Annotated in this window: 15 protein-coding genes; 7 read left to right on the plus strand and 8 right to left on the minus strand. The window is 73.1% G+C overall.

The genetic code is table 11. From position 1 onward, the window contains the following. Nucleotides 1–52 precede the first annotated feature (52 nt). Genes FJQ56_RS06860 through FJQ56_RS06875 form a run of 4 tightly spaced genes read right to left on the minus strand, consistent with a single transcriptional unit; the run spans nt 53 to nt 3,529 of the window. Entirely contained in the window at nt 53–775 is a 723-nt protein-coding gene (locus FJQ56_RS06860) for a nitroreductase family protein (RefSeq protein WP_140008386.1), read from the minus strand. Next, complete coding sequence (locus tag FJQ56_RS06865; RefSeq protein ID WP_140008387.1) at nt 772–1,563, minus strand: ABC transporter ATP-binding protein; 792 nt, start codon at nt 1,561–1,563, stop codon at nt 772–774. The genes FJQ56_RS06860 and FJQ56_RS06865 overlap by 4 nt, the downstream gene beginning before the upstream one ends. Beyond that, a complete protein-coding gene (locus FJQ56_RS06870; RefSeq protein WP_140008388.1) occupies nt 1,560–2,585 on the minus strand; it encodes a FecCD family ABC transporter permease in 1,026 nt (341 codons plus the stop codon). The genes FJQ56_RS06865 and FJQ56_RS06870 overlap by 4 nt, the downstream gene beginning before the upstream one ends. Further along, entirely contained in the window at nt 2,582–3,529 is a 948-nt protein-coding gene (locus FJQ56_RS06875) for a FecCD family ABC transporter permease (RefSeq protein ID WP_170215296.1), read from the minus strand. Before FJQ56_RS06875 ends, FJQ56_RS06870 begins: the two co-directional genes overlap by 4 nt. A gap of 74 nt (nt 3,530–3,603) precedes the next feature. On the opposite strand from FJQ56_RS06875, the gene FJQ56_RS06880 reads away from it, so the two are divergent. From FJQ56_RS06880 to FJQ56_RS06900, 6 genes are all read left to right on the plus strand, one after another. After that, nucleotides 3,604–4,578: an ABC transporter substrate-binding protein gene (locus tag FJQ56_RS06880; protein WP_140008390.1), complete on the plus strand. Its 975-nt coding sequence runs from the start codon at nt 3,604–3,606 to the stop codon at nt 4,576–4,578. 99 nt (nt 4,579–4,677) lie between these two features. Beyond that, complete coding sequence (amiA, locus tag FJQ56_RS22640) at nt 4,678–4,806, plus strand: streptamidine family RiPP (RefSeq protein WP_246084020.1); 129 nt, start codon at nt 4,678–4,680, stop codon at nt 4,804–4,806. Nucleotides 4,807–4,886: 80 nt separating this feature from the next. Continuing rightward, entirely contained in the window at nt 4,887–5,564 is a 678-nt protein-coding gene (locus tag FJQ56_RS06885; protein ID WP_140008391.1) for a hypothetical protein, read from the plus strand. Further along, complete coding sequence (locus FJQ56_RS06890) at nt 5,561–6,556, plus strand: CocE/NonD family hydrolase (protein ID WP_140008392.1); 996 nt, start codon at nt 5,561–5,563, stop codon at nt 6,554–6,556. The genes FJQ56_RS06885 and FJQ56_RS06890 overlap by 4 nt, the downstream gene beginning before the upstream one ends. Further along, nucleotides 6,553–7,911: a YcaO-like family protein gene (locus FJQ56_RS06895; RefSeq protein WP_140008393.1), complete on the plus strand. Its 1,359-nt coding sequence runs from the start codon at nt 6,553–6,555 to the stop codon at nt 7,909–7,911. The genes FJQ56_RS06890 and FJQ56_RS06895 overlap by 4 nt, the downstream gene beginning before the upstream one ends. Beyond that, nucleotides 7,908–9,167, plus strand: a complete 1,260-nt coding sequence (locus tag FJQ56_RS06900; RefSeq protein ID WP_170215297.1) for an MFS transporter — start codon at nt 7,908–7,910, stop codon at nt 9,165–9,167. The genes FJQ56_RS06895 and FJQ56_RS06900 overlap by 4 nt, the downstream gene beginning before the upstream one ends. Before the next feature lie 156 nt (nt 9,168–9,323). Here FJQ56_RS06900 and FJQ56_RS06905 read toward each other — a convergent pair whose 3' ends face one another. The 4 genes from FJQ56_RS06905 to FJQ56_RS06920 all read right to left on the minus strand — a co-directional run bounded on the left by FJQ56_RS06905 (nt 9,324) and on the right by FJQ56_RS06920 (nt 12,954). Next, entirely contained in the window at nt 9,324–10,214 is an 891-nt protein-coding gene (locus tag FJQ56_RS06905; RefSeq protein ID WP_140008395.1) for a DICT sensory domain-containing protein, read from the minus strand. A gap of 68 nt (nt 10,215–10,282) precedes the next feature. Further along, nucleotides 10,283–10,963 (minus strand): helix-turn-helix transcriptional regulator, encoded by a 681-nt coding sequence (locus tag FJQ56_RS06910; RefSeq protein ID WP_140008396.1) that lies wholly within the window; start codon nt 10,961–10,963, stop codon nt 10,283–10,285. Nucleotides 10,964–11,055: 92 nt separating this feature from the next. Further along, the gene (locus FJQ56_RS06915) at nt 11,056–12,324 is read right to left on the minus strand and encodes an acyl-CoA dehydrogenase family protein (protein ID WP_140008397.1); all 1,269 of its coding nucleotides are present in this window, start codon (nt 12,322–12,324) and stop codon (nt 11,056–11,058) included. A gap of 45 nt (nt 12,325–12,369) precedes the next feature. Beyond that, nucleotides 12,370–12,954 (minus strand): GNAT family N-acetyltransferase, encoded by a 585-nt coding sequence (locus FJQ56_RS06920; protein WP_140008398.1) that lies wholly within the window; start codon nt 12,952–12,954, stop codon nt 12,370–12,372. Between the two features lie 92 nt (nt 12,955–13,046). Here FJQ56_RS06920 and FJQ56_RS06925 point away from each other — a divergent pair, with 92 nt between their 5' ends. After that, nucleotides 13,047–13,700, plus strand: a complete 654-nt coding sequence (locus FJQ56_RS06925; RefSeq protein WP_140008399.1) for a PaaI family thioesterase — start codon at nt 13,047–13,049, stop codon at nt 13,698–13,700. Nucleotides 13,701–13,894 lie beyond the last annotated feature (194 nt).

A 13,894-nucleotide genomic window follows, 5' to 3' on the forward strand; every position in this document is an offset into this window, starting at 1 on the left:
GCACCTCAGCCCGGGCGAGCAGGGACGACCGTCGACCTCGATCGCCCGCTTGTCACGTCCCGCCGATCCGGCCCCGGCCACGTCCGCCCCCACCCTCGAGCCGCGGTCGCCCCAGGGCCACGAGCACGGCGACGAACCGGCGGTCATCGAGGTCGAGCAGCTCGGCCCACGCGTCGTCGTCGTAGCCCATGACCGGGCAGGCCGAGAGGCCGAGCGCGGTGGCGACCAGGAGCGCGTTCTGCAGCGCGACACCGGCGTCGAGGTGGAGGGTCCGGTAGTGGCGCGCCGGGTAGTGCCCGAGGGCGACCCCGAGGTCGGCGACAAGGACCAGCCAGAGCGGGACACGGTCGGCGAAGGCCGGTTGGTCCAGGGACTGTGCCACGAAGGACGTGGGGTCCCCGGCGCGAACCGCGACCAGGCTCGGGACCGGGAGGCAGGGGTCGACCCGGTGCACACCCTCCGACAGGTCACCTCCGGGCGTCGTGACGAGGAAGGAGACGAGCGAGGGCAGCCCGCCGGCCCGCGGGGCGGTGCCGACGCCGTGATGGATCACGGCCGCGACCTCGTCGACGGACGGCGGACCCCCGAACCGGTACGCCGAGCGGCGTCCCGCCTGCACCGCCCCCAGGTCGCCGCCCGGTCGAAGCGGGACCTGCAGCGGCCGGCTCGACGGTGCCACGAGCGGTGGCGCCGTCCCCGGCCTCGGACGGCGAGGAACGGTCGTGCCGTTGAGGCGGCCGTGGATCTCCGCGACCAGGTCGACCGACGCACTCATCGCGCCACGAAGATCGGACGCCCCGTGACCGGGTCGTCCACCACCACGGCATCGATGTCGAACACCTCGCGCAGCATGGCCGGGGTCACGACCTCCCGAGGGGTCCCATCCGCTCGCACCACGCCGTCGTGAAGCGCGACGATGCGGTCGGCATGACGGGCCGCCTGGTTGAGGTCGTGCAGCACCATCACCACGGTGAGACCGTGGTCGTCGCGCAACCGCTCGACCAGCACCATCAGGTCGATCTGGTGCCGCACGTCGAGATGGGTCGTGGGCTCGTCGAGCAGCAGCACCCCGGTCTGCTGGGCGAGGATCATCGCGATCCAGGCGCGCTGCCGCTCCCCGCCGGACAGCGAGTCCAGGCGCCGGTCGGCCAGCGCGGTCAGCCCGGTGAGCTCGAGTGCGCGGCGCTGAGCAGCGTCGTCATGGCGGCGCAGCATCGCCCACGCCCCAAGCTGCGGGTAGCGACCCTGCTCGACGACCTCGCGCACCGTGGCACCGCTGGGCACGACGGCGGTCTGCGGCAGCACTCCGAGCCGACGGGCGACCTCGACGGAGGAACGCCGTCCGATCGGCTCCCCGTCCAGGAGCACCTCGCCGCCCTGGGCCTTCAGGACCCGGGCCAACGTCATCAGCAGGGTGGACTTGCCGGACCCGTTGGGCCCGACGAGCGCAGTGACGGTCCGCGACTCGATCGCGAGCGCGAGGTCCCGTACGACGATCGTGCGACCGTGCCCGGCGTCGAGGTGGTGGGCGGCCAGGACGGGGTCGGCAGCGGCACGCTTCATGAACGGTTCTCCCTGCGGACGAGACTGATGAGGACGGGGGCGCCGAGCAGCGCCGTGACGGCGCCGACCGGCACCCCGGAGACGTCCGTGGCCAGGCCGGGCACGTGGACCGTGATCGAGAACGCGACCAGGTCGGCCAGGCTGAGCAGCAGCGCACCGAGCGCGGCGCTCACCGGGACGAGTACCCGGTGATCGGACCCGACGAGGAGCCGTCCGACGTGGGGTGCGACCAGTCCGACGAAGGCGACCGCCCCGGCGGCCGCCACCGCGGCTGCGGCCCCTGCTACGGCGACGAGGAGGACCGCTGCGAACAGCGGTCCCGGCCGGACCCCGAGACCGACTGCGGCCGACTCCCCCAGCGCCCAGACGTTCAGCCGCGACGCGAGCAGCCACGCCACGGGCAGAACCCCGACGAGCCAGGGCCACAGCAGCGCCCAGTCCTCTGGCGTGCGCGCATTGAGGGAGCCGACGAGCCAGCGCAGCACCGTGCCGATCGGGGCCGAGTCGACGACCAGCAGCAGGGACGTCACCGCCGACAGCACAGCGCCGAGCAGCACGCCGGCGACGGCCGGCGAGCGCCGCCCCACGGCGTACAGGACCACGCCGGTGCTGACCGCGCCCGCCATCGCGGCGGCGTACGCCCACTGGTGACCGGGCCACAGAACGAGACTGGCGACGATGGCGAGGGCCGCCCCGGCGCCGACGCCGGTGGTGGACGGCTCGGCGAGCGGGTTGCGCACGACGGCCTGCACCAGCACGCCGGAGACCGCGAGAAGTGCCCCGGCCCCGAGACCGACGAGCACCCGAGGTAGGCGGTAGTCGAGCACGATGGTCTCGTACGCCGGCGCCGTGGCACGGCCGGTGAGGACCCTCACGACCTCGCCGGGCGGCAGGTCGGACCGCCCGAGCAGGAGGTGCGCCAGCACCACCCCGACTCCGGCCGCGGTGGCCGTCAGGAGGAGCCCGACCGGACCAACCCGTCCCGACAGCCCCGACCGCCGCGGCGCCAGCGGCCCGGTCATCGGGACCCCGCCAACTCGGGGGCGCGACCACGCAGCACGAGCACCAGCGAGGGCACCCCGACCAGGGTCGTGGCGACACCGACCGGTAGCTCGACCGGGTAGAGGACCAGGCGCGAGACCAGGTCGGCGCTCATGAGCAGGGCCGCACCGACAACAGGGACCGACCAGAAGACCCGCCGGGTGCTGACGCTCCCGCAGATCCGTCGCGCCAGGTGGGGCGAGAGCAGGGCGACGAAGGCCACCGGCCCGCACACCGACGCGACGGCCGCGGCCAGCACGGCCGCGACGGCGACGGCCGCGACCCGGGTGCGCACGACGGGCACACCGAGGCCGACTGCGACCTCGTCACCCAGGGTGAGGGCCTCCACGCGCCGACTGAGCAGCGCGGCCAGCGTGATCCCGACCACCAGCCAGGGCGCGACGGCCTCGACGTGGGTCCACCCTCGGGCGGCCAGGCTGCCGAGCAGGTAGCGGAAGAGGGAGACCACGTCGCCCTGGGTGCCGAGGCCGACCACGGCGACGACCAGGCCGCCGCAGGCAGCCGACACCGCCGCTCCCACGAGGGCGACGTGGTCGGGCGCGCGGGTACGTCCTATCGCCAGCAGGACCAAGGCTCCAGCGACCAGGGCGCCGGCCAGCGCGGCGTACGGGAGGACGACGACGGGCACGCCGAGCCCGAGGACGACGACCGTCGCGGTCACCACGGCCGCCCCCGACGAGACGCCGAGCAGCTCGGGACCCGCGATCGGGTTGCGCAGCACGTCCTGGAGCAGCAGGCCCGAGACACCGAGCGCGGCGCCCGCGAGGGCGCCGAGGACCACGCGCGGCGTGCGCACCTGCCACACGGCGACGTGCCAGGGGTGCCCCGGGTCCACGAGCGCGGTCAGGGCCGACCCGGGACCGAGCCTCGGCTCACCCAGGCAGAGCGCCGTCAGTCCGAGCACGGCAAGACCCGGCACCGCACACCACTTGATAATGATTATCATTTCGGTCTCAATCGAACACCACAGGAGATCCGATGCGCAAACCCTTCACCCACCCCACCCTCGTCGTGACCGCCCTGCTGACCGCAGGGCTCCTGGCGGGATGCGGCTCGTCCGACACCACCGCACCCTCGGCCGACCCTTCCGACTCGGCCGGTTCGGGGGTCTCGGGGAGCTCGACGACCACCGGCCCGGTCAGCGCCACCGACGACACCGGGGCCGAGGTCACCCTCGCCCGTCCGGCCTCGAGGATCGCCTGCCTGACGATGATCTGCGTCGACGCCCTCACCGAGGTCGGCATCACGCCCGTCGCCTACCGCGACCAGCTGGCCCTCGACGAGCACTACGCGGGTCCCGACGCCGACATGCGAGAGGTGCGGGGCGGTTTCGGCGAGGAGAACGTCGAGGACATCGCCCTGTCCACTCCCGACCTCGTCATCGGCCTCGCCGGCGCCCAGGACGGACTACGGAAGGCGGTCGAGAGGACAGCCCCTCTCTACCTCGTCGACCCGACGTCGTGGCAGGACTCCGTCGCCTTTCTGCGCACCATCGGCGACCTCACGGGAACCCGCGGGGCCGCCGACGAGAAGGCGGACGCGTTCACCGCACGGGTCGAGGCCGCAGCCGCCGAGCGCAGCAACCTCACCACCCTCTCGATGTACGGCGAGCCCGGCAGCCTGGGGGTGGACTCGGTCAAGACGCCGGTCGGTTCGCTGCTCGCCGAGGTCAGCGACTACCCATGGCCAGCGGGCAACGACCCGTTCGCGACCGTCGCCGTCGAGCAGATCGCCAAGGTCGACCCCGACGTCATCTTCGCGCAGGCCTTCTCGGCGTCCGACGACACCGACCCCCTGTCCGAGCGCCTGGCCACCGACCCGACCTGGGCCGGCCTGACCGCCGTGAAGAACGACCGGGTCGTCGAGGTCGAGGCCCCGGTCTGGGCGACCGGACGAGGCACCATCTCGCTCGGCCTCGTGCTCGACACGGTCGAGGACACCCTCGACCCGTGAGACGCACACCCCACCTTATTGAGAATGTTTCTCATTATGCGTTAACGTCCCCCTGGTGAGCCCGACCGGGCTCACGCACCCCCTGAGATGGAGAAACCCATGAACGAGCTCTTCAGCCCCGTGTCCCAGCGCCCGCAGCGCTCCACCCTCTCGACGCACAGTGCCGGTCACTCCAACGCACTGGTCGAGAACCCCTTCGACGAGGTCGAGGCCACCGAGACCGACTGACCTACCTCCGTCGCCCGCCGGCCCCCACGCGCTCGCCCCACGGAGCGCGTGGGGGCCCTCTCGCCCCAGCAGGACACCCGATGACCACTCAGCGCGCCCAGCAGTCCACCCGACTCCGTGCGGACGTCGCCCTCCACGCCACCGTTGACGGCCACGTCCTCCGCGTCGGCGACACCCACCTCCACGTCCACCTCTCGGCGTCCGACGCCGAGGCGCTCCTCGACGCCCTGGTCGCCGGCGGACGGCCCACGTCTCGTCCGGCCCGGACCGCACTCGACTCGCTGGTCGACGCTGGTCTGGTCGACGCGCCGGTGCCACACCACCACGTCATCGGCGACGGTGTCTTGGCCCAGGCTGTCGCCGGCGCGTTACAGCGGATGGGCGCCACCGTCGGTCCCGGCGGCACCACCATCGCCGTCCTCGACTCGCCGGACGACCTCGGAAGCCCCGGTCCGGCCTGCTGGATGGACGGGCACCTCGTGGTGCTCGCTCCTCCCGCCGTAACCGCCCTCGACGTGGTCGCCCGACGGCGCGCCGCGACGCGGCATCGCGACCACGACCCCCGCGTCACGCCCGTGGCCGGAGGGCGTGCGGTCACGGCACCCACATCCCGCCCCGGGCTGGAGCTGGCCGCGGCGGTGGTCGCAGCCGAGCTGCTCAGCGAGGACCGCCCCGCTCACCACGCCGTCTCCGTCGACCTTCGCACCCGCTCCGTCACCCGCCACCCGGTGCTCCCCGTGCCATCCGCGCCGCGATGAGAACGAACGTCGGCGGCCTGACCACCTACGCGTGGCTGCCCGCGCGACCACGCATCGTCCTGGTCGCACGCACGCCGTACGGCGCCGCCGGCCACGCCCCCGAGGGTGCCGCCTGGGCGGCACACGGCGTCGGCCTGGTGGTGCAGGACGTGCGGGGGCGACACGAGTCGCCGGGTACGTTCCATCCCTACACCGAGGACCACCACGAGGACGGGCCCGCGCTCCTCGCGTGGGTACGCAGCCGGTGGGATGCCCCCGTGGTGCTGCTCGGGACGTCGTACGGCGCCCACGCGGCCCTGGCCACCGCCGCGGTCGACGAACCGGACGGCGTGGTCGCGATGGTGCCCGCGCTCGGCCTCGGAGAGACCGCTCGGACACGCGGTGGAGTGCTGCAGCTGGCCTCGCGCCTCGGGTGGTGGCTGGCCCACGCCGTGACGACCCCGTGGCACGACGTCGTCACCGCCCAGCGGCGCGACGCCGAGCGAGCCGCAGCCGTCGGCACCCTGTCGTGCCCCCTGCTCGCGATCGGAGGCACCGCGGATCACTTCGCGCACGACACGGTCGACCTCTGGGCGGCGTGGGGCGGTCCGTCGTGGCTGGTGATGGGTCCGTGGGACCACGCGCTGCGCGGATCCCGACGGGCCCGTCGGGTCCTGGACTGGCTCGACGCGGTGCTCGCCGGCTCGCCGCCGAACGGGGTGGAGACCGTCGACCAGTGCGGGAACTCGTCCGACCGACCTCCTGCCCACGCCGTCGTGCACGTCGACGCCGCCCCGACCACCCAGTGGTGCGCGTCGCTGACCGCAGGAGGTCGCGAGGTCGCCCACGGGGCCGCCCGCGGCTCGGTCGTCACCCTCGGTCCCGTCCTGACGACCACGTGCCGGAGCAGCGCTCTCGACCTGCGCCTCGGCGCCGAGGACTTCCCGCGCTACGCGCGGTCACCGCATCCCCACACCCCCGTCCCCCGCCACCACCTGGAGCTCATCGCATGACCCACGGCCCCCTGACGCTCGGCCCCCTCACCGTCGACGACCTCGTCGACCCCGACTTCGGTGTGGTCCTCGGTCTGCACTCCGTCGAACACGTGGCCGGGCTGCCCGCGGCGTACGTCGGCATCACCGCCGAGGTGGCCGACTCGCGCGAGCACGGCAACTGGCCGAGCGACCGCGTCTCGCTCGGCACCACCTTCGCCGACCCGCGCGGAGCTCGCATCGCGGCGATCGGCGAGGCGGTCGAGCGCTACTGCGGCAACTACGTCCCAGAGGGCCTGCGCCGCGGCACCGCCCGACGGCTCGCCTCCGACGGACACCGGCTGCTCGGGCCCGACGACCTCCGGTTCTTCGCCGAATGGCAGCACGAGCGACCCGGCTTCCCGTTCGCCCGCTTCACCGACGACATCGAGGTCTCGTGGGTCGAGGGCCGCTCGCTGCACGACGACGGCCCCGTGCTCGTGCCGGCGTCCTGGGCGCACCTCAACTGGCGCACCGGCACTCGACGCAGGGACCCGTGGCTGCACCACGTCAACTACGCCGGCATCGCGACCGGGCAGGGCGCCGCGGACGCGACGCACCGCGGTCTGCTGGAGCTCGTCGAGCGAGACGCCCTCTCGCTCTGGTGGCACCTCGACCTGCCGGCGGCCGGTATCGACCCGACCTCGGTGCCGGGCCTGCGCGACCACCTCGGGGACTCCCGGCTCGAGCTCCACCTTCTCGCGCTGCCGTCCTGGTTCGGCGTGCCGGTCGTCGCCGCGGTGGTCCACGACCCGGCGACCGGGATCGTCGCAGGCGGCTTCTCGGCCAAGCTCGACCCGGCCGAGACCGCGGTCAAGGCGACGCTGGAGGCGATCCACAGCTGGGTCTTCACCCAAGGTCTGCTCGAACCGGACGGCTGGGTCTTCGACGCGATCGCGGCGGGCGTGCTCTCCGAGGGTCTCTACCTGCCACACCGACCCGACCGTGACTACCTCTCGGTGGCCGGAGCACAGCAGGAGCGGGTGCGCGACCTCGGCGCCCAGGCGCAGGTGTGGCTCGATCCCGAGGTCCAGCGCCGACTCCTGCCACGCTTCACCTCGCCGCCGGCGACGGTCGGGATCTCCGACCTCCCCCGGGGGACCGAGGACGGACTGCTCGCCACCTTGGCCGGCTCGGGCCATGAGGTCGTCGTCTGCGACCTGACCACGCCCGACGTCGCGCTCACCCCGCTCCGGGTCGTGCGGGTCTGCGCCCGCGGGCTCGTCCCCAACGCACCTGCCGCCTTCCCCTACTACGGATTGCCGCGGTGGGCCGAGATCGGTGGCCGCTCACCCACGCCGGAGACCCTGCTCCTGCTTCCCCCGCCGAGCCTGTGAGGACCCCACCGCCCGAGAGCGCGCTCGCCGATCCGACCTACCGGCGGTTCCTCGCTGCGCGCACCCTCGCCATGACCGGGAACGCCCTGACCATGGTCGCGCTCCCGGTGCTGGTCTACCGACTCACCGGGAGCGCTGCCCTGACCGCCTCGGTCGCGGCGGTCGAGACGGCGCCGTACCTGCTGCTCGGACTTCCGGCCGGCGCCCTCGTGGACCGCTGGAACCGTCGACGCGTGCTCGTCGTGACGGGCGCCCTCAGCGGCCTCGCGATGCTGACCGTGCCGCTCGCCGACGCACTCGGGGCGCTCACCTTCGCGCAGGTCCTCGTCGTGGCAGCCGTCGTCTCCTCGCTGTTCGTCTTCGCCGACGCGGCGTCGTTCGGCGTGGTGCCCCAGATGGTCGGCCGACACCGGGTCGCCTCGGCGACCTCGACCCTGGTGACGGTCGGCACAGCGATCGGGCTGGTCGGACCGCTCGTGAGCGGGGTGCTGGTGACGGTGACCTCCCCAGCCCTCGTGCTCGGGGTCGACGGCGTCGGCTACCTCGCCGCCGCGGCGCTGACGGGCCGGCTGCGGTGGGACGGGAGCGAGTCGGCCGCCGCCGCCACGTCGAGCCGGCGGCTGGGTGCCGAGGTGGCCGACGGACTGCGCTACATCTGGGCGATGCCGGTCGTGCGCTGGCTGACCATCCTGGGCGCAGGCAACAGCCTCGCCGGCGGGGCCGTGTCCGGCCTGCTCGTCGTCATCGGCGTCGAGCAGCTCGGACTGCCGCCCGACTCCCCCGCCCTGGGGTGGCTCTTCGCCGCGGGTGCGGTCGGCACCTTCGCCGCCAGCCTGTCGTTGCCGCGGGTGCAGGCCCGCGTCGGGGTCGGACTGATCACCACGACCGGGTACGCCGTGGCGCTGACGGTCGTGGTCGCCCTGTCCCTGACCACGTCCCTCCTGTTCGCCCTGCCCCTGCTGGCGGTCCTCAGCTTCGCCACGACCTCCCTGATCGTCAACGGCATCGTCGCCCGCCAGGTCGTCACTCCCGACCACCTCCAGTCCCGGGTCAACACCACGGCCCGCCTCATCGCCTGGGGCGGCAGCCCGCTCGGGGCCGCCCTCGGTGGTGTGGTCGCCGGAGCCGCCGGCACCGAGTGGGCCCTGCGTGTCGCCTCGCTCGGTCTGGCGGCCAGCCTGTTCGGCGCGGTCCTCGCCGGCGTACCGCGATTCCCGCGCGTGTCCGCCCTGCAGGAGGCGACCACGTCCTCGTAGGTTGCGGGCAAGGCCCGTTCGGGCCATGGCGGCACCGGATGGAGGAGACGACCGCGGAGGGATGCGAACACTCTCACTGCGAGCTCGGTGCCGCCGAGCATCGGGCCCATCGGGGTGGTCGGCCGACGTGGCGGCCGACAGCCACGTCGACCGAGGTCAGGTCCGACCGACGACTCGCGCGTCGACGTACGCGACGACGCGGTTGAACAACGAGGTCACCTGGGCGAGATCGGTGGTGCCGGGTCCCAGCGGTCGCGACAGCTGCTCGGCGACACCGTCGGCGGCCTGGACGCCGAGGTCGACGGCCACGTCGGCACACACGCGGGCCGCCTGGCGCACCGCGTCGCGCTCGACGGTCCAGACCGACTCGAAGACACGGTCGCGGTCGGGCACGGCGTGCTGGCCGGGCAGCTCCCACGCGGTGAGGGCGACCGGCAGCTCGTCGGCGTCGCAGACGACGGCCCACTCGCGGCTCATCGGGTGATCGGGCGGGAGCGGGACCGGGATCGGGCGCCCGGGAGGCAGCGGACGACGGGTGGTGGCGACGTCGAAGTCGGCGAAGACGAAGGTCGCCTCCATCGTGCGCGCCAGGTCGCTCCAGCGCGGGTTGGCCGACTCGAAGTTCCGGACCCGTTGGAAGGCGCCGAAGAGGTGGGCGTGCTGGGCGCGGGAGGCGAACTCGTCCTCGATCGCCCACGACAGGGCCAGCAGCGTCGCCTTGGTCAGCTTCTGCGGCGTGAGAGCGGGGTGGGTGTGGCGCAGCCGCGCGTAGACCGACGGCGCCCCGGGTGCGGTCGGCGTCGGGCGCTGCGCGGCGACCGCCTGCTCGATGGCGACGTCGAGGCGCACCCCGGTGTCGCGGCGGCGTACGACGTCACGGATGACGCGCACGTGCTCGTCGTCGTAGCGCCGGTGCCCGCTCTCGCGCCGGTGCGGCACCGGGAAGCCGTGCCGCGACTCCCACACTCTCAGCGTCGCTGCACTGACACCCGTGCGCTCGGCAAGATCGCCGATGCTGAGCACCGCCTCGACCTCGGACTTGGACACCGCGTTCACCTGACCCGTCTGAATCTCCACGCATTGTGAAGTTTGCTGTGGAAACTGTCCAATGAGGGTCAGCCGACCAGGGCGTGCGACCTCTCGACGTGGATGCCGTTGTCGAGGCCCCAGAGCACGGCCTGGGTACGTCGCTCGACGCCCATCTTGCGATAGGCGCTGCGGATGTAGGTCTTGACGGAGTTGATGCTCAGCTGGAGCCGCTCACCGATCTCGCGGTTGCTGAGCCCCGACACGATGAGGCTGACGATCTCGCCCTCGCGGGGCGTGAGGCCGACATCCTCGTAGCCCATCGACTCCTCGAGGCCGGGCTCCTCCTCGTCGATGACCACGACCGTCTCGTCGACCGGCGCCAGGACGACGCGCTGGCTGACCGGGGCGGTCTCGAACCGCCCCTCCACCAACCGCTCGACCGACACCACGATCTGCGAGGCCGTGAGGGACTTGGCGAGGTGGGGGTTGGTCGGGCTCGCGGGCAGCTGGTCGGGTCCGGCCCAGCTGAAGACCGCGGCCTGGGCCGCGCCCATCGACTGCAGGTCGCGCAACAGCGAGCGGGACATGCTGGTCTGGCCCATCGGTTCGTAGAGGACGACGTCGAGGGCGTCGGGGTGCGCGAGGGCGTCGCGGTTGTCGATCACGGCCACTCGGTCGGCGTACGGCGCCATCAGCGTGCGCAGTCCGGCGGCAGCCAGGTCGGAGTCGTCGACGAGGGTGATGCGAAGCGGATTCGTGCGGGCCATGTCAACTCCAGAGTTAGACGAGATGTCTAGAAATCTAGACCAAACCTCGACACGGCGTCCACAACGTCACCCCGTCGGGTGAGGAGGCAGCCTCAGCGCAGCTGGTCGAAGATCGTGGCCGGGAGGTCGAACAGCGGCTCACGGGAGAGCTCGGCCCGGGCCAGGGTGGTCAGGTGCGCCTCGTCGGGGCCGTCGAAGATGCGCATCGCGCGGTGCCAGCCGTAGAGCATCGCCAGGGGCGTCGAGTCCGTGACGCCAGCGCCACCGTGCAGCTGGATGGACCGGTCGATGACCGACAGCACCGCCCTCGGCACGGCGACCTTCGCGGCTGCGATCAGGTGTCGCGCGGCCTTGTTGCCCTCGCTGTCGACCACGTGCGCCGCGTGGTGGCACAGCGCCCGAGCCTGCTCGAGCTCGATCCGGGACTCGGCGATCCGCTCGCGCACCGCGGACTGCTCGGCCAGCGGGCCACCGAACGCGGTGCGTTGCTGGGCGCGCTGCACCATCATCGCCAGCGCCCGCTCCCCCGCCCCCAGCGCCCGCATGACGTGGTGGATGCGGCCCGGCCCCAGCCGCGCCTGGGCCGCCGCGAACCCGCCGCCCTCCTCGCCGAGGATGTGGCTGACCGGCACGCGTACGTCGGTCAGCTCCACCTCGCAGTGCCCGTGCTGGTCCTGGCGGCCGAAGACGGGCAGCGACCGCTGGATGTCGACGCCGGGGGTGTCGACCGGCACGATCACCATCGACTGCTGACGGTGGGTGGCGGCCTCCGGGTCGGTCTTGCCCATCACGATCAGCAGCCTGCAGCGCGGGTCGGCCGCGCCCGAGATCCACCACTTGCGGCCGTTGATCACGTACTCGTCGCCGTCGCGCTCGATGCGGGTCTCGATGTTGGTGGCGTCCGAGGACGCGACGCGGGGCTCGGTCATCGCGAACGCCGAGCGGATCTCACCGGCGAGCAGCGGGTCGAGCCACTCCCGCTGCTGGGCCTCGGTGCCGATCAGGTGCAACAGCTCCATGTTGCCGGTGTCGGGCGCCTGGCAGTTGATCGCCTCCGGCGCCAGCTCGTTGGACCAGCCGGACAGCTCGGCGATGGGGGCGTACTCCAGCTGGGTCAGCCCGCTCTCCGAGGGCAGGAACAGGTTCCACAGACCACGCTCGCGGGCCTTGACCTTGAGCTCCTCGATCACCGGCGGCACCGAGTGGTCCCCCTCGCCCGCCTCGACCCGGTGGCGGTCGTAGGCCGCCTCGGCCGGGAGCACCTCCTCCCGCAGGAACGCCACCATCGCGTCGTAGTGGCGGACGGCGGCCTCGCTGGGCGCGGCGTAGGCGGGGTACATCCCGGACGGCCCGAAGGACATGCTGGCTCCTGTACGTCGACGTGCTGCTGGACGTCGGCCAGTCAATCAGCCGCCCTGGCGCACGCCCGGGCTCACCCGCACCCCCACCGCCCGGGCGGTCTCGAGCCAGAACCGCTGCTTGCCGGCCCGGACGTCCTCGAGCCGACCTCCGGCTCGCTGGATCGTGCGGCGCGAGGCCGCGTTGTCGAGGTCGCACGTGAGCAGCACCCGGTCGAGACCGAGCGCCGCCGCGTGGGCGAGGCCGAGCCGCAGCGCCGACGTCGCGTGGCCCCGCCGGCGGGCTGACGGACGCACGCTGTAGCCGATGTGCCCACCCTGCTCGAGCAGGAAGTCGTTGAGCCGGTGGCGCACGGCGAGGAACCCCACCATCTCGTCGTCCTCGTCATCGCTGTCGCCGTCGAGCACCCAGAAGTACGTGCAGGACACCCGACCGTCGGGCAGCCGGGCCGCGGGGTCGGCGTACGTCAGCAGGTCGGCGACGAACGCGGCGCACCCCGCCTCGTCGAGCACGGGCGGGGAGTCGGGGTCGACCCCGGAGCCGTGCGGGTACGTCGTACCGAAGTCGCGCAGCGTCGCCGCCCACGACGCCGCGAGCCGGACGTCGGGGAGGGCCAGCGCGGTGGAGGGCATGGCGGCATCGAAGCAACCTCGCCCGCTCGACCACAACCCGATATGTCGCGGACCGGACCGTCCGATCTAGAACGTGTTCTAGGGTGAGCCGCATGACCGGTGGCTTCACGCGCGACGACCTCAGCGACGACGAGGTCGCGCGTCGAGCCGCCCTCTACGGCCCCTTCACCGAGGCCGTCCGCGGCCTGGTCGACGCCACCATCCGCACCACCGTGCGCGACGACGAGATCGACCGGGCACGGGTCGAGGTCGAGGCGATCACGGCCCGCCTGCGCCAGCAGCAGCTGCCCGGTGCGTACGGCGTCAGCTACGGCCCCGACGGACGCGGGCGCCCCTGGGGCAACTCGGTCGTCGGCCTGCGCAACCCGATCGCCCCGCCGCTGGTCACCGAGCGCCACGAGAGCGGCGACGGCCGTGTCTGGTGCGACTTCCACCTCGGGGCCGCCTACGAGGGCCCGCCCGGCCTCGTGCACGGCGGGGTCCTCGCCCTCGTCCTGGACCAGATGCTCGGCGAGTCCGCCGGCGCCGGCGGTCGTCCGGGCATGACCGGCACTCTCACCCTCCGCTACCGCCAGGCCACCCCCCTCGGCCCCCTGCGCACCGAGGCCTGGATCGACCGCACCGAGGGCATCAAGACCTGGGCCAAGGGCCACGTCGCCGGCCCCGACGGCGTGACCGTCGAGGCCGAGGGCGTCTTCATCCTGCCCCGCTGGGCCCGAGATCGCGCGAGCGTGGACCAGGGCTGAGGCGTACGCCGTCCACGCCGGTCGACCGACCGGGCAGGTCGGCGGTGAGACAGCGACCGAACCCCGGTACCGGAAGGTCGCCAGGTCACCGCCCTACCCACCCGAACAACCACCCTTACGACGACGAGATGACGTCGGTGGAGACTGCAGGGCGCAGCGGGGTCTCGAGGCTCAGGCCTGGCGGCCTTCGCACC

This window comes from Nocardioides plantarum (assembly GCF_006346395.1).
In the GTDB taxonomy this organism is placed as follows: Bacteria; Actinomycetota; Actinomycetes; order Propionibacteriales; family Nocardioidaceae; genus Nocardioides; species Nocardioides plantarum.